Source organism: Pseudomonas phytophila, from assembly GCF_025643095.1.
Classification (GTDB): Bacteria; Pseudomonadota; Gammaproteobacteria; order Pseudomonadales; family Pseudomonadaceae; genus Aquipseudomonas; species Aquipseudomonas quasicaspiana.
In genome coordinates, this window is sequence record NZ_CP081201.1 from 3932362 (window position 1) to 3947300 (window position 14939).

Consider the following 14939-nt stretch of genomic DNA (forward strand, 5'->3'; position numbering starts at 1 on the left):
ACCAATTAAACCGAACCCCGCGTGCCGACATCGGTCTGCTCCTGTATCACTTTCAGGAAGATCGCCTTTATGTCCCCGCAACGCAGCCTCACTCTCCTTGCCCGAAGCGGCTATGCCGCTCGTGGTGTGGTGTATTTGATCATTGGTATTTTTGCCCTGCTCGCCGCCCAGGGTGCGTCTCAGCCCAAAGACAGCCATAGCAGCCTTGAAGCGCTGTTGAGTCAGCCTTTTGGCAACGTCATGGTTGCGATTGTCGTAGTCGGCCTGCTGGCGTTTGCAGCCTGGCGAATCCTGCAGGCCACTCGCGACGTGGATCATCACGGCACAGAATTCAAAGGTTTGGTGATTCGCACAGGCCTGCTGGTCGGCGGCGTGACCTACGGCGCATTGGCCTTTTTTGCCTTGGGTCTGTTAATCAGCGCACTCAAAAGCTCCGGTGATTCAGGGGGCAAAACCCAGGACCTGCTTGCCACGATTTTGTCCTGGGATCATTCGAATATCCTTGTTTATCTGGTGGCACTGGTGCCGCTCGGCGTGGGCATCACCCACATCATCAAAGGCTGGAAGGCGTCTTTCGAGAAGTACTTCGAAGCCGACGAAGAAGTCATGCGCTACGTCCGTCCGGTTTCGCAATTCGGCCTGATCGCCCGAGGTGTGGCATTCATCGAAATCTCTGCGTTGCTGGCCATCAGCGGTTCAAGCTATCAGGCCATGCACCCGCCGGGTCTGAAAGACGCGCTTAACGGCCTGCAGGATCTTCCCGCTGGAGGCATCGTGCTGATGATTGTGGCCTTGGGACTGATCGCATTTTCGGTATACAGCTTCGCCGAAGCTGCCTGGCGCAAGATCAATATGGACGTGCCCGATGCGCCGCATGCCGTGACCCGGCATTTCAACTGACCGTTAAGCGTCAGGTGAATTTGTTCCGAAATAATACCTATTGCTGGCCCCTCGCCTCCTAGCGAGCTTGGCAAACTTGCTTTCTTTTCAGAAGCTTAGGGGCTGGCATTTATGCGGATTCTTGTATTGACCGTAGCGACGCTCGCGCTGGCCAGCGTTTCACTGGCGTCGCAAGCCAAGGACGTTACTCAGAGCGGTCGATCGATTTGCACATGGGGTTCGGGCATCGCCGCAGGCGCCCAGGAATCGAAACTCGCCGGAATCACTTTGTACGGCGCACGCAAGAAATTGCAGGGTCGCAAGTTCAAACAGCCCTGGATGCGCATGACCGCCATGGGCATTACCGAGCAGACCTATAAAAGCACCTCGCGACTCAAACCTGCGGCCATCAAGCAAACCTATTACGAACAGTGCATCAAGCACGAGCTGGCGAAACGCTGATCCCAGGAGAGGTGTTTGTTTCGCGGCAAACACGGGTCTGTAGTAGCTGCCGAAGGCTGCGATGGCGGCGTGTCAGGAGAAATGCTTCGCAGCCTTCGGCAGCTCCTACAGAGACCGAATTACGGCATGACAACGCAGTGTCATGTCCCCCCAATCAAACGAACGTCGCGCCGCGTGTATTCACGAACAACGAGTAGACCGAGTGGCTGCCCGCCATGAACAACCGGTTACCTTCGCGCCCGCCGAAGCACAGGTTCGGGCAACGCTCCGGCAAGGAGATGTGACCGATGGCTTTGCCATCCGGATTGAACACTCGAACGCCATCGAGCTTTTCCGGATCAGCCTTGGGATCACTGTTACTGCCCCAACCACACCACAAGTTACCGCTTTCATCGCACTTGATGCCGTCAATACCGGCGAACTCCAGCCCTTCAATGTGTTTGCGACGCAAACCCAGCGTGCCGTCATCGTTGACCGCAATGGCCCAGATGATCCGGTTGGGTTTGGCTCGACCTTCAACCACGTAGAGGGTTTTTTCGTCCGGCGAGAAACACAGGCCGTTCGGCCCTGCCAGATCGTCAATCACCCGGCTGACCTTGCCGCTCACGCCATCAATGCGATAGACCGCGTGGGGCAACTCCGGGGGGACTTTGTGTCCTTCGTAGTTGTTACCCGTCTGGAACGGAGGATCGGTGAACCACACTGAACCATCGCGTTTGCAGACGATGTCGTTGGGCGAATTGAAGGGTTTGCCCTCGTAGTTGTCGGCCAGCACGGTGATGCTGCCGTTGTACTCGGTGCGGGTCACGCGGCGGCCTTCCTTGCTGGTCGTCGAGCCTTCGCAAACCAGTAGGCGACCCTGACGGTCACGGCACATGCCGTTGGAGAAGTTGGAGTTATCGCGATACACCGACAGGCCACCGGTGACTTCATCCCAGCGCATGATGCGGTTATTGGGGATGTCGCTGAACAGCAAGTAACGACCGTCACCCACCCAAACAGGGCCTTCTACCCAACGCAGGCCTGTCGCCAGGCGTTCAACGCTGGCATTGAAAATGCGCAGGTCCATGAAGCTGTCATCAAGGATGTTGACCAGCGGATCCGGATAACGCTGACTCAATGGCTCGGCACTGGCCAATCGAGGTAACGCCAGGCTGCCCAGAGCCGCCACACCGGCGGATACTGCCAGCGACGTTTTGAGGAATGCTCTGCGACTGTGGTCGGCGGTGGTGTCCTGTTGCGATGAGTCCATCGTGCATCTCCGTTATTTTATTGTTGGACGGGGTGCTCGTTGTACATCGGCTTAAGTCATCGTACAAGTGTTAAGGACGAGGGTTTGCCCGATATCAACGTCGCGGAAAACCCTCGCGGCCACTACAGATACCAGGTAAATCAATAAGGACTGGCAGTAGGACGAACGATCAATTCACTGACATCGACATCGGCTGGCTGCTCAACGGCGTAGGCAATTGCCCGAGCGATGGCCAGTGCCGGAATGGCGATTTTGCGGAACTCGCGCATTTCGGCGCGCCCGCCTTCATCAGAAATACTGTCGGCCAGTTCGGACTCGGTGACGCCTGGGGAAATCACCGTAACGCGGATGTCTGCCCCTGCTTCCTGACGCAAGCCTTCGGAGATCGCCCTGACGGCGTACTTGGTTGCGCAGTAGACGGCCGCCGTCGGGCTCACCGCATAAGCACCGATGGAAGCGATATTGATGAACTGCCCGGATTGCTGCTTCTGCATCAATGGCAGGCCGGCCGCAATGCCGTGCAATACGCCACGAATGTTGACATCGATCATCTGATCCCACTCGGACACCTTCAACGCATCCAGCCTGGACAGCGGCATGACCCCGGCGTTATTGACGATCACATCGACGCGACCAAACTGGCTAACGGCATAGTCGACGAAGGCTTGCACATTGGCCCGATCGGTCACGTCTACGGCCTGATACTGCGCGCTGCCACCGGCGGCAACCAGTTCTTTGCAGAGTTCTGCCAGGCGCTCGGTACGCCGCGCACCGAGCACAACGTGCGCGCCCTTCTCGGCCAGCAGCCGCGCCGTGGCTTCGCCAATACCGCTGCTTGCGCCGGTGATTACCACGACTTTGTTTTTGATGTTCGACATGATTATTGTCCTTATCCGAATGATGAGCCGGTAGCTCGATACGCATTCAGAGTAAGGCGATAACGCGGGAGCAATTAGACCGATCCTTCGGAGTGATTGCCTGATTCTGCGGTGGGGTTTGCGAAGAAAAACGAATAGCTGTAGGACCGGGCTTTAGCCGGGAGAGCGTTATCCTGACCGGGAAACAGGGTGGATTTAACGCCCCTCTCCCGGCTAAAGCCGGTCCTACGGTGTGTATCAGTTCTTCTCAGGTGTCTTGAGCGACTCTGGAACCTGGGTGGTTGGCACAAAGGTCTTGTCTTCTTCGGCCTTGGCTTCTTTAGACTCGGCCTGCGCTTCTGCAGCCTTGGCATTTTCCTTGGCCGCATCGGCGGCTTTGTTCTGTGCTTTCTCAGCGTGCTGTTGGGCTTCCTGCGCCTTGTCTTCGGATTTCGGATCGCAAGCGGCCAGGCCAATGGTGGAAGCCAGCATCAGACTGTAGGCAAGAGTTTTAAGCATGGGGTGAATGTCCTGATTGAGAATGTACTGCTTCGAACCGCAGGCTAGAGCGTTGGTTCCATACAAGCAGCACGTTCCCTGCATCCATCACGCGTTGTCGTTACCAGTCCGGATGAAAGAGTAGCGGTCAATGTCTGTCCTTAATTGCCAACCTTGCCTGACCCAATAATCGGCAGCAGTGTGATTGGTTTTCAAGACATCGATGTGGCACTTGAAAATGCCTTCGCGTTCCAGACTTGCAAGGCAGCGCTCCACCAACTGATTGGCAATCCCCTGGCGCCGATAATTATCCAGCACCAGCAAATGCTGCAAATACCCTCTTCGGCCATCGTGGCCGCACATCACGCACGCAACCAGTACGGAATCCACTTCAGCAACGAAGCTCATTCCGGGGTTGCGTTGCAGATACCTTGAGGTTGAATCGCGAGAGTCTGCGTCCCTGACCGAGACACCGGGGGTGCTGCTCATGAGCGCAATGACTGCGTCGTAGTCGTCCATGGTCATGGTGCGGATGGTGAACATTGGAAAGCCTGACGCCGCTGATTAGAAGTTCGGCAGGCTAACAGAAGATTCGGCGAGATAGATGACAGAAGCGCTGCCGGAGGAATCTCCGGCAGCTTCTTCAGAGCAGGGGTAATTAGAAGGTAACGCTGGCAGTCAAACGCGCAGTACGCGCTTCACCGACGTTGATCTGTACTTCGCTGCTGCCCGTACCTGACGGGTAGTACTCTTTGTCGAAGAGGTTATCGACGTTCAACTGCAAACGGGTCTTGTAGTCTTTGGTTGGCAGGTCCCAACGCAGGAAAGCGTCAGCAACGGTGTAGCTGTCCATGAAGAAAGTATTTTCTTTGTCACCTGCGCGCTCGCCCACATAACGTGCGCCTCCACCAACATGCCATTGCCCGGTCTGCTCAGGGAAAGCCAGGTGGTGTGTCAGATACAGGCTGGCGGTATGCATCGGCGCGTTGGTCAGGCGCTTGCCTTTAGCCTGCGCATCATCAAGCACTTCAGTGTGGGTATAGGCGTAGGTGCCGATCATGTCCCAGCGCTCGGCCAGTTTGCCTGTGACGTCGAGTTCCAGGCCTCTGGAGCCTGCTTTGCCTGTCAGCTCATTGGTGGTAATGGTACCTACCGTGACGGGAGTCACCACGTTTTTCTTGACGATATCAAACACAGCAACGTTGACGTTCAGCCGATCCGAAGGATTGTACTTGAGGCCAACTTCGTAGCTGCGGCCCTCTTCGGGATCAAAGGTTTTGTTGTCATCCGAAACGGTTTCGTTAGGTACAAACGATTCGCTGTAGTTGCCATACAGGGAAAGCGCTTCGGTGGGTTGATAGACGACACCGACAAACGGAACGAAGGCGTCGCCATTGTCGTCACGCCCTACTACGCGGGTAACCAACCCCTGATCACTGTATTGATCGTAGTGCTGCTGACGTCCACCAAAGACCAGAATCCACTGGTCATTCAAATGCCAGTTGTCCTTGAAATAAACGGACGTTGAGGTCAGCTCATTGCGAGCATTGCTCTGGACTGCGTTAACAGTGCTGGGTTCAGCCAAACCACCATATTGAGGGTTATCTATATTGATCGAGCCCACGCCATTCCTGCCAATCGCATTTCGGTAGGTCTTGCCGCGGTATTTGTCGAGCGCCTCATTGTCCACGCCAATCAGAATGTCGTGGCGCTGGCCGAACAACTGCTGCTCGCCGATGAAGTCGAGGCTGGTATACCGTGTCTCGTAATCGTAATGACCACCATTGGCACGACGAGTCAGCGTGCTGCCAGTCAACGTATCGGGCTGCGCAATCGCCAGACTATACCGATCATTGTTCCAGCCATACGTCACCCGGGTTTTCCAGTCGTCATTAAGCTGGTACTCAAACTTCGCGGTGGCGGTTTCGCTGATGCCGACGGTCTTGGCCCAGCGCTCATCCAGACGATCCTTGTAACTGGCCGCTGCGGGCCTGCCATTGGCGAACACGGTGCCACGGTCGAACGGGCTGGAATAGTCGTTGTATTCGTAAGCCAGGGTCAGCTTGGCGCGCTCGCCGGTCCAGCTCAGGGAAGGAGCCACAAGCGTGTGCTCGTTGACCCCGTAGTTGCGCCAGTAATCTTCGTGGCCGCGCTCGGCAACCAGCCGGTAAGCAAGCCCGGTATCTTCGATAGGCCCGGTGGTGTCGACGCTGAACGTGCCACCGCCTTCGCTGTAACCGGAGCCGGTGATGGTGGTGCTGCGGGTGTATTGCGGCTGCTTGCTGACGACGTTGATCAAACCGCCCGGTTCGATTGCGCCGTACAACAGCGACGCCGGCCCTTTCAACACTTCCACGTGGTCAGTGGTAGCCCCAAGGTTATGCCCTACCACCGAGCGAATACCGTCACGCAAAATAGCCCCGTCATCGTTGGTGCCGAAGCCACGCTTGATCAGCGCGTCCTTGGTATTACCAAGGGTGTTGGACTGCGACACCCCGCTGACAAACTTCATCGCATCGTCCAGCGACTTGACCTGAAAATCGTCAAGGGTTTGCTGGGTGACCACGTTCACTGACTGTGCTTCATCCCTGATCGGCACTTCCGATTTGCTTGCGGTGCTGCTTGTAGAACGCACATAAGGGCTGCTTTCGATATCGCCCGCAGCCTGAATATCGGTGGCAGGCAGCTCGGTAACGGTGTCTTCAGCGTGGGAGAAGGCAGGCAGCAACACACAACCGAAAGCCAGGGAAACGCAATAGGCGCGACGCATTGGGATGAACACAGAGGACAATTCCGGGCATTAATGGGAATTGTTATTATCTACGAACCGTTACCAAATGTGTAGCTCTTTGCCTGCTGTCAAAATGGACGGATCGTCGCAGGACGTTTTGACGGGAAACCTGACCCTATCCAAGTGAATGGCACTCCACCCGCAGCAGGTTTTCAGCCTGTTGCTGGCAGCCGAAACGCACCGGCAGAAAGCGCTCAATGACAGAAATGTTGCTCTGCAAATGCTCCGTCATTGAGGGCGTGGTGAAGCTTCCAGCACCCGCGATTGCCATGGGCAGCAGTAATTGATCCGCCAAATGCTCGCCAACGGCCGCAGGGCTGCCCAGCCAGTGCCGGGCCTGCTCTACCGCACCTTGCGCCACCACCTCGGCACGCAGTCTTGACTGACCAAAAGCACTGAACAGCTCAGTGACCTGTTCGCAGGCGAACTCCAGCATCAGGACGTTACCCGGGCCACGCTCATCAGCCAGCACGACACAGTGCCGGGCTTCAGAGGCGATATCCAGACTCGTCCCGGCGTGCAGCAGTTCACGTTCTGCAACCTGCCTGGCCAGCCCGGCAATCAATGCGATAGCCCGCGATTCAAGCAACCTGCCTCGATCCGCCAGATGCAACGGCTTCAGCATCGAGGGCTTGATATGCACTTCCAGCTCACCGCCACCGGCCGGTACAAACCCATGACGCAACAGGTTCAGCTCCACGTCAGCGCCCATGCGCCGCAATTGCGGCAACCACGCTCGCTCGATGAAGTCCGACGGCGGCGCCAACGGGTTATGAGTGCCACCGGAGATCGTCACCCTGCTCGGTTCCGACGCCTGCAACAGCGCAGGCAGCAAAGTCTGCAGCACCAATGTGCAACTTCCAGCCGTACCAATGGCGAAACGGTAATCGCCGCCATGAACAACCCCTGGCTCGAAACGCAGACGTTGTGAACCCAACTCCGCACCCGAGACGCTCGCCCCACACACCTGCGCAGCGGCAAGCACAGCGGTCAGGTGTTGACGCAGCAATCCCGGACGGCTGCGCCGGGCCCTGATGTTTTCGATCTGCAACGTCCGACCGGTCAACATCGACAAGCTCAAGGCACTGCGCAACACCTGACCGCCGCCAATGGATCCGTCCAGTTCAATCATGTCCTGCTTCATCTGTTTCACCCTTCTGCGTAATGTCGAACCATTTGCCGCAGGTATTCGTCCAGTAACCCATTGTCTTCAACCGTACGCTTCAGCACGGGCACCGGACGCCCAAGCTCTGCCGTGATGAAGGCATGCAACGCGACTCGCCGCGGGCCATAAGCGGCCTCATCGGCATTGCGCTTGAGAACCAGCAGCTCGGCGACTTCATCAAGCAGCGCTTGATCGTCAACCGTGGTCAACAAGTCCGCGAACGTCATGGGCGGCCTTCCCCTGCCCTGGTCGATCCAGCGCACCGCCAGCAACGGACGAAGCACGTAGAAGTACTTCTTGAGCCGCACCTCGTCACCTTGCAGATAACCGCGAAAATTCTTCTTCGCCATCGACAGATAATGATTGCGTGCTGCTGGCGGACTGTAGAACGCCTCCGCAAGCTCGCGCAGACGCCGGGTAGCATCGGTTTCGCTGCGATAAACCAGCGGCGAGTCGAGCCACTCCAGCAACGTCGGATTGGACTTGCGCAGCAGGCCGAGGGTCTTGCGCAACTCCCAGCCACTGATGTCCAGCTCGTCATCCAACGGGCGCTCGATCACATCCCGTGGCGCGTCGACCTGAACAAACCATTCCGGACGCTCGACGTACACAAAACGCACATCGTAATCGCTGTCAGTGGACGCAAAACCCCAGGCGCGACTGCCTGATTCACAGGCATACAGCACTGTGACGTTGCGCTCGCGCTCTATGCGCTTCAGCTCATCCAGCACCCGTTCGCGCATGGCGCTACTGAGGGGATGAGCGACTGCATCTTCCATTCCCATAATCCTGTCCTTCATGTTTCATATTTAACGCAGGCGACGTACCGTGCCTGACTTCAAATCACCTGAATCTTCCATAGCCTTTAAACGCTGCAATAGCGCCTCGCGCTGCGCTTTCGGCGTAACCGGATCCACCAGCGTGTACTGAGCGTCACACCAGACGACGATATGATTTAGCCAGGCATCAGCATCCACCGTGGCCTGATCGTAACGTCGCAGCAGATACTGCAACTGAAGCCACACGGGCTTCAGGCCCAATAACGCCCCACGACGCTGATCACTCAGGACATGCCAGTCGCTGTCCAGGCGCTGATCGAGTTGCGCATCGAACCGCGACCAGGTCTGGTGACTCAACAGCTGCACCGCGCCGCGGAACACCTTGTCAGACTGATCGTCCAGCGCCGCAAGTTGCCGCTCCAGCCCCGCTTCCCCCAACAATTGCAGCGCCTGCACACGAACAACGGCGACAGGCGACTCCAATGCAGCTTGCAACACCGAAGCAGGGAGTGGTTCATCCAGCTCTTTCGCCAGCCCGAGCAACCCCAGCCATTCGCGCTTGCTGGACGGAACGTCCTTGTCCAGTCGAGACAGCAATACTTCCCGGCTGTCCACGGCGTAACGCGGCGCAGCCCAACGAGCCAGACAGCGAACGGCCGAGGAGCCATCGAGCAGGCCAGCCTGCAAATGCTCACGCGGATCCTCCAGCATGCTCAACAAGCCCCGCAGCGCTTGCACGCGCAGACTGGCCGCCGATGATTGCAGTGCTCGTTCAAGCAACGGCACAGCGTCTGTCGTCGGCAAGTCAGCGCAGGCAGTGACGGCCTTTTGCCTGACCGTGACGTCCTCGTGCATCAACGTGGCAGTCAGAAACGACGGCCGATCCACACAATGCTCAAGCAACAGATCGAAGACAAACCGCGCCGCCTTGCCGCGGCATGAAGCAAACGCTTGCCCGACCTGTTCCCGCAATTGCGGCAGTGATAACAGGCTGCGGGCCTTGAGCAAGGTGTCGCGATGATCAACGCGCTGCTTGTTTCCCAAGGCCAATAGCGGCGTCAGGGCTTGCAGTAGCAGGTCAACCCGCTCGATAACCAGAAACTGCTCAAGCGCCTTTTGTGCCTGTTGCCTGACCTGCGGCACCCAATCATTCAAGCGCTCCAGGATCGCAAGCAGCGCCTCAGTGGAGGCCTGCCCGGCAAGCCTTTGCACAGCTGCCTCCCGGACAAAACCATTACCGAACCGACTCAGCGCCACCAGGGCTCTGGCCGCATCATGAGTTTCCTGGATTTCCCGAACATACCTGGCCTCAAGGTCAGTCAGCTGGTAATGCCAGTCTCGCAGGTGTTCGAACGTCATTACCTCATTCATCGCCCTATCCTTTAACGCATACGACCTGTCGCAAGGTATGCAGCACTTCCACCAACTCACGCTGGGCGTGCATGACCTTATCGATGTCTTTGTAGGCCATTGGAATTTCGTCGATCACTGCGGCGTCCTTTCGGCACTCAACGTGAGCCGTGGCGCGAATCTGGTCTTCCACAGTGAACGTGTTCTTGGCTTTGGTCCGGCTCATGGTGCGCCCGGCACCGTGGCTGCAAGAGCAGAATGCCTCTTCATTGCCCAAACCGCGGACGATGAAGCTCTTGGCCCCCATGGAGCCGGGGATAATCCCCAGTTCGCCCTTCTTCGCCGACACCGCACCTTTGCGGGTGATCAGCACTTCCTCACCAAAATGCTGCTCTTTTTGCACGTAGTTGTGGTGGCAGTTGACGGCTTCCAGCGCCACTTGAAACGGTTTGCTGATCACCTGACGTGTGGCCTGAATCACCGCCTGCATCATCAGTTCTCTGTTCTGCCGGGCAAAATCCTGCGCCCATCCCACGGCTTCCACATAATCATCGAAGTGCTGACTGCCCTCTTCGAAATAGGCCAGATCACGATGCGGCAGATCCGCAATGTGCTGCCGCATGTCTGCCTGGGCCATCTGAATGAACAGGTTACCGATGGCGTTCCCTACCCCGCGGGAGCCGCTGTGCAACATGAACCAGACACGGTTGGCCTCGTCCAGGCAGACCTCGATGAAGTGGTTGCCGGTGCCCAGCGTTCCCAGATGCTGGCGGTTGTTGGTGTTAGCCAGCGAAGGGTATTTATCGGTGATCAATTTGAAGCGCGGATACAGCGCGCCCCACACGTTATCCGCCTGTTGCGGGATTTCGTCCCAGGCGCCTTTGTCCCGACGGGAACGAGTCGACGTCCGGCCATGGGGCACCGCTTTCTCAATGGCGCTGCGCAGCCCGGCCAGGTTGTCCGGCAGGTCCGCCGCCGTGAGAGAGGTTCGCGCGGCAATCATGCCGCAGCCGATATCCACACCGACAGCCGCCGGAATGATCGCCCCCACCGTCGGAATCACACTGCCGATCGTGGACCCCTTGCCCAGATGAACGTCAGGCATGACGGCCATGTGTTTGAAAATGAACGGCATGCGCGCCGTATTCATCAATTGCTCTTTGGCTTCGTTCTCTACCGGCACGCCCTCGGTCCACATTTTGATGGGTTTGCCGTTGATGACTTCCAGCAGTTGGTAGGTGTTCGTTTCCATGATCTCTACTTCTATTCAATGGCCGCTATTCATAAAGATGGGCCTGGATTGCATTCCGGCGGTTGGCGTTCAGCGCTACAACTGCCCCTTGCTATGAACAGGTAATTGCAGCGGGCATGCCAACATCTAGAAGAAGGCATGCAATCTTTTATAACTAATTGTTTTTAATAGAAATATATTTTTAAACGGGCAAATGTGCAAAAACCACAAGACAGTTCAGGCCCGATTTATCTATCCTGCTGTATCGCGTCTTATCTTTTGAGATAACCATGTCTGTAATACGCACTGTAGCCATCGGCTTCATCGGTTCAAAACTCGACCGCGTCGGCAAGGGTGCCAACCGCTGGAATCACTGGCGTCCCAGCGTTGGTCTGTGCCAGCAAGAGGATATGCAGATTCACCGACTGGAGCTGATTCACGGCGTGACCGCCCGGGACGTCAGTCTGGCGCAGCGAGTGGCCGAGGATATCCGGCAAATATCCCCGCAGACTGAAGTTCGCCTTCACCCCATGACGCTTCGCAACGCCTGGGACTTCGAGGAGGTATATGGCGCGCTGCATGACTTCACCACCGCCTACGATTTCGACACTGACAATGAGCAATACCTGGTGCACATCACCACCGGGACTCACGTCGCACAGATATGCTGGTTCCTGCTCACCGAAGCCCGTTACCTGCCCGCCCGACTGATTCAGACTTCCCCGTCTCGGCGAGACAATGATGAAGCGCGAGCCACCGGCACCCATTCGCTGATCGATCTGGACCTCTCGCGCTACGACCGCATCGCGTCACGCTTCACCCATAAAAGACTGGAGGGCCTCGCGTTTCTCAAGTCAGGCATTGCTACGCGCAACGCTGCGTTCAACCGCTCCATTGAGCAGATCGAACAGGTCGCCGTGCGCTCCAAGGCACCGATGCTGCTGATTGGTCCGACCGGCGCAGGCAAATCGTTTCTGGCAAGACGCATCTACGAACTCAAGCGCAGCCGACACCAGATCGAAGGACGCTTTGTCGAAGTGAACTGCGCCACCCTGCGCGGTGATGGCGCCATGTCGACCTTGTTCGGGCATATAAAAGGCGCGTTTACCGGCGCTCTGGCTGCTCGCGAAGGCCTGTTGCGGGCAGCCGAAGGCGGCATGTTGTTTCTGGACGAAATCGGTGAACTGGGCGCAGATGAACAAGCGATGCTGCTGAAAGCCATTGAGGAGAAACGTTTCCTGCCCATGGGCTCGGACAAGGAAGTGGCCAGCGACTTCATGATTATTGCCGGCACTCACCGCGACCTGCGCGACCGGGTGGCGCAGGGGCTATTCCGCGAAGACCTGTACGCGCGGATCAACCTCTGGACGTTCAACCTGCCAGGCCTGGCCAGACGACGCGAAGACATCGAGCCGAATATCGACTTCGAGCTGGAACGTCACGCCCGCGAACATGGGCGCTTGATACGCTTCAACCGCGAAGCCCGGCAGCGCTATATGGCGTTCGCCAATCATGAGGACTCGATATGGTCTGGCAACTTTCGCGAGCTGTCAGCCTCGATCACGCGCATGGCAACGCTGGCTGACAGCGGACGCATCGATGAAACCCAGGTCGAAGAGGAACTGCAGCGCTTGCGCTACGCATGGGCGCTGAACGACGATCGGAACGACGGACAGGATGAGCCATCACCGATACTGGACGAAGGTATCGAACTGGATCTGTTTGACCGTTTGCAACTGGAGGCGGTGCTCAAGGTGTGCCGCAATGCTCGAAGCCTGTCGGATGCCGGACGCAAACTGTTTGACGTCTCGCGTCTGAACAAGGCGAACCCCAATGACGCAGATCGTCTGCGCAAGTATTTGGCGCGTTTTGGCATTGAGTGGAAGCAAATCAATGGACAGGATTAAACTCACCGCACTGACCTCCGTCATCCAGGACTTTCAATGAAGTACAAGCTGAACGATTACAACGGCGTGATCATCGATCCGACGTCTTTCTCTTTTGAAAAAGCCGATCTTGAAATCGCCATCAAAGGCTTTCTGCTGTACATGGAAACCGAAAAGAAGGGTCTTGCGTGGATCACTTTGCCCATCGCCCGATGCGCGAGTGTCGAGCAGTTCGTGGCGCACGGTTTTATCTTTCACAGCTGCCTGCCCGAAAGCCTCACGCTGGTTCGCAAGCCCCAGGAATCGACTTACGTGCCGTTCATGCCGACGCACATCGTGGGTGCCGGGGCCATCGTGATCAATCAGCACAACGAGATTCTGGTGGTCAGGGATCAAGGCGCTACCAGCTTCAATTTACCCGGTGGCCACGTGGATCCTGGTGAGCGCATTCAGGACTCTATCGTCCGCGAGGTTCTGGAGGAGACCGGCGTCGAGGTCAGCTTCGATGCGATCCTCGGCTTCACGACCCGGCATCCCTACGAGTTCGGCAAATCCAATATTCACTTCATCTGCCGCCTCAAACCGCTGACCGAAGCCATTAATGTCATCGACACCGATGAAATTGCCGAAGCCAAGTGGGTCTCGGTTGAAAGCTATCTGGCAGACGAAAAGAACGGCCTGACCAATCGCGAGATCGTCAGCCAGATCGCTGACAGCAAAGGGCTGACAATCGCTGACTTTCAGAGCAACAGCGGTCGATTCAAAAAGCAGGAAATCTTCATGGCGGTAGAGGCGAAGCTGTAAATTGCCGAGCTATCACTGGGCGAGGCCAAGAGCTGCTCTCACATGGCTTACCATTTCTGCTTCGACCAGAGCCTCGTCCGCACTTTCATGAAAAACTGCACAGGTCGCAGTGCTCCGACCGTGAGTGCAGCGATACACCGCCACAACGCTACCCGGCCCTACGCCGTTGTGGCCGCTCAATGTCAGGCCTCCCGCTACGCCGCCACGCATCAAGCCCAGGCCGTAACCCGGAGTCAGCCACGGACGGCCTGGCAACGGACCACCCAGCACAAGCGCAGCCTGCATGTCTTCCAGTAGCCCGTGCGGCAGCAGGTTGCCCGACAGCAAGCGATCCAGAAGCAGCGCCGCTTCTGCCAATGGCCCGATCAATAAACGGTGATAAACCCAGCCGGGGTCGTAGCCAGGGGCGATGCCCTGACACGCAACCTGCATGTCTTCCCCGGCGTTTGCCAAACGCGCCCGCGTAATCCTCAATGGAGACAGCACGCGCTGAACGAGTGCCTCTTCAAGTGAAAGCCCCGTCAATCGCTCGATCAACCGGGTTACAAACAGATAGCCAACATTCGAATAGCGCCAGCCTTCGCCGGGCGTGTAGCGCAATCGGGTGGCGTCCAGGCGCAGCAGCATTTCATCCGCAGGCCAGGGACGCGCACCGCTGGCCACCGCAGTATGGTATTCCGGCAATTCGCTGTAGTCTGCGAGACCCGCTTGATGACGCAATAATTGCCGCAGGGTAAAAGGGCCCTCAGCAACCTGATCGTCAAGCCCCACAAGACCATCACGAACCAGCGTCAGCGCTGTTGCGGCCAGGACGGTCTTGGTGAAGCTCCACCACGGGATGACTGTCTCAAGCGCTTCGGGCGGTTCGGTCACGGCCGGGGAACCGTTGGTTATGAGCGAGAACGACATGGGCAATAGCTCTGGGACTTTTGCGCAAGGATAAGCTGCAGCTCCAATGCACGCTAGACGGTCAGGGACATGGAAC

At 57.3% G+C, this 14939-nt stretch carries 14 protein-coding genes; 4 read left to right on the forward strand and 10 right to left on the reverse strand.

The genetic code is table 11. The annotated features are described in order from the left end of the window. The first annotated feature begins 69 nt into the window (after positions 1 to 69). Complete coding sequence (locus tag K3169_RS17720) at positions 70 to 900, forward strand: DUF1206 domain-containing protein (RefSeq protein ID WP_263267277.1); 831 nt, start codon at positions 70 to 72, stop codon at positions 898 to 900. Positions 901 to 1011: 111 nt separating this feature from the next. Beyond that, the gene (locus tag K3169_RS17725; RefSeq protein ID WP_027899337.1) at positions 1012 to 1341 is read left to right on the forward strand and encodes a hypothetical protein; all 330 of its coding nucleotides are present in this window, start codon (positions 1012 to 1014) and stop codon (positions 1339 to 1341) included. 154 nt (positions 1342 to 1495) lie between these two features. On the opposite strand, the gene K3169_RS17730 is transcribed toward K3169_RS17725, so the two are convergent. The 9 genes from K3169_RS17730 to K3169_RS17770 form a co-directional block, all read right to left on the reverse strand. Further along, entirely contained in the window at positions 1496 to 2593 is a 1098-nt protein-coding gene (locus tag K3169_RS17730) for an SMP-30/gluconolactonase/LRE family protein (RefSeq protein WP_263267278.1), read from the reverse strand. A gap of 140 nt (positions 2594 to 2733) precedes the next feature. Then, a complete protein-coding gene (locus K3169_RS17735; RefSeq protein ID WP_122395167.1) occupies positions 2734 to 3471 on the reverse strand; it encodes an SDR family oxidoreductase in 738 nt (245 codons plus the stop codon). 237 nt (positions 3472 to 3708) lie between these two features. Next, entirely contained in the window at positions 3709 to 3969 is a 261-nt protein-coding gene (locus K3169_RS17740) for a hypothetical protein (protein WP_263267279.1), read from the reverse strand. Positions 3970 to 4056: 87 nt separating this feature from the next. Next, positions 4057 to 4491 (reverse strand): GNAT family N-acetyltransferase, encoded by a 435-nt coding sequence (locus tag K3169_RS17745; protein WP_263267280.1) that lies wholly within the window; start codon positions 4489 to 4491, stop codon positions 4057 to 4059. A 115-nt stretch (positions 4492 to 4606) separates the two neighbouring features. Continuing rightward, complete coding sequence (locus K3169_RS17750) at positions 4607 to 6718, reverse strand: TonB-dependent siderophore receptor (RefSeq protein WP_263272321.1); 2112 nt, start codon at positions 6716 to 6718, stop codon at positions 4607 to 4609. Between the two features lie 136 nt (positions 6719 to 6854). Next, entirely contained in the window at positions 6855 to 7883 is a 1029-nt protein-coding gene (gene rtcA / locus K3169_RS17755) for an RNA 3'-terminal phosphate cyclase (protein WP_263267281.1), read from the reverse strand. A 5-nt stretch (positions 7884 to 7888) separates the two neighbouring features. Beyond that, the gene (locus tag K3169_RS17760) at positions 7889 to 8683 is read right to left on the reverse strand and encodes a nucleotidyltransferase domain-containing protein (protein ID WP_263267282.1); all 795 of its coding nucleotides are present in this window, start codon (positions 8681 to 8683) and stop codon (positions 7889 to 7891) included. A gap of 30 nt (positions 8684 to 8713) precedes the next feature. Further along, positions 8714 to 10054: a HEAT repeat domain-containing protein gene (locus K3169_RS17765; RefSeq protein ID WP_263267283.1), complete on the reverse strand. Its 1341-nt coding sequence runs from the start codon at positions 10052 to 10054 to the stop codon at positions 8714 to 8716. Positions 10055 to 10058: 4 nt separating this feature from the next. Further along, positions 10059 to 11285 carry an RtcB family protein gene (locus K3169_RS17770; RefSeq protein ID WP_263267284.1) on the reverse strand — a complete coding sequence of 409 codons (1227 nt, stop codon included), beginning with the start codon at positions 11283 to 11285 and terminating at the stop codon, positions 10059 to 10061. Positions 11286 to 11554: 269 nt separating this feature from the next. On the opposite strand from K3169_RS17770, the gene rtcR reads away from it, so the two are divergent. Then, positions 11555 to 13171, forward strand: coding sequence for an RNA repair transcriptional activator RtcR (gene rtcR / locus K3169_RS17775; protein ID WP_263267285.1), 1617 nt, complete (start codon positions 11555 to 11557; stop codon positions 13169 to 13171). 36 nt (positions 13172 to 13207) lie between these two features. Then, positions 13208 to 13954: an NUDIX hydrolase gene (locus tag K3169_RS17780; protein WP_231677000.1), complete on the forward strand. Its 747-nt coding sequence runs from the start codon at positions 13208 to 13210 to the stop codon at positions 13952 to 13954. A 12-nt stretch (positions 13955 to 13966) separates the two neighbouring features. Here K3169_RS17780 and K3169_RS17785 read toward each other — a convergent pair whose 3' ends face one another. After that, a complete protein-coding gene (locus K3169_RS17785) occupies positions 13967 to 14863 on the reverse strand; it encodes a serine hydrolase domain-containing protein (protein ID WP_263267286.1) in 897 nt (298 codons plus the stop codon). Positions 14864 to 14939: the final 76 nt, after the last annotated feature.

Excerpts from the sequence above, each read along its gene's own strand:
- K3169_RS17765 (WP_263267283.1), bottom strand. The coding sequence starts at position 10,054 with ATGAATGAGGTAATGACGTTCGAACACCTGCGAGACTGGCATTACCAG.
- K3169_RS17720 (WP_263267277.1), top strand. The coding sequence starts at position 70 with ATGTCCCCGCAACGCAGCCTCACTCTCCTTGCCCGAAGCGGCTATGCC.
- K3169_RS17770 (WP_263267284.1), bottom strand. The coding sequence starts at position 11,285 with ATGGAAACGAACACCTACCAACTGCTGGAAGTCATCAACGGCAAACCC.
- K3169_RS17760 (WP_263267282.1), bottom strand. The coding sequence starts at position 8,683 with ATGGAAGATGCAGTCGCTCATCCCCTCAGTAGCGCCATGCGCGAACGG.
- K3169_RS17740 (WP_263267279.1), bottom strand. The coding sequence starts at position 3,969 with ATGCTTAAAACTCTTGCCTACAGTCTGATGCTGGCTTCCACCATTGGC.
- rtcA (WP_263267281.1), bottom strand. The coding sequence starts at position 7,883 with ATGAAGCAGGACATGATTGAACTGGACGGATCCATTGGCGGCGGTCAG.
- K3169_RS17780 (WP_231677000.1), top strand. The coding sequence starts at position 13,208 with ATGAAGTACAAGCTGAACGATTACAACGGCGTGATCATCGATCCGACG.
- K3169_RS17750 (WP_263272321.1), bottom strand. The coding sequence starts at position 6,718 with ATGCGTCGCGCCTATTGCGTTTCCCTGGCTTTCGGTTGTGTGTTGCTG.
- rtcR (WP_263267285.1), top strand. The coding sequence starts at position 11,555 with ATGTCTGTAATACGCACTGTAGCCATCGGCTTCATCGGTTCAAAACTC.
- K3169_RS17785 (WP_263267286.1), bottom strand. The coding sequence starts at position 14,863 with ATGTCGTTCTCGCTCATAACCAACGGTTCCCCGGCCGTGACCGAACCG.
- K3169_RS17725 (WP_027899337.1), top strand. The coding sequence starts at position 1,012 with ATGCGGATTCTTGTATTGACCGTAGCGACGCTCGCGCTGGCCAGCGTT.
- K3169_RS17745 (WP_263267280.1), bottom strand. The coding sequence starts at position 4,491 with ATGTTCACCATCCGCACCATGACCATGGACGACTACGACGCAGTCATT.
- K3169_RS17735 (WP_122395167.1), bottom strand. The coding sequence starts at position 3,471 with ATGTCGAACATCAAAAACAAAGTCGTGGTAATCACCGGCGCAAGCAGC.
- K3169_RS17730 (WP_263267278.1), bottom strand. The coding sequence starts at position 2,593 with ATGGACTCATCGCAACAGGACACCACCGCCGACCACAGTCGCAGAGCA.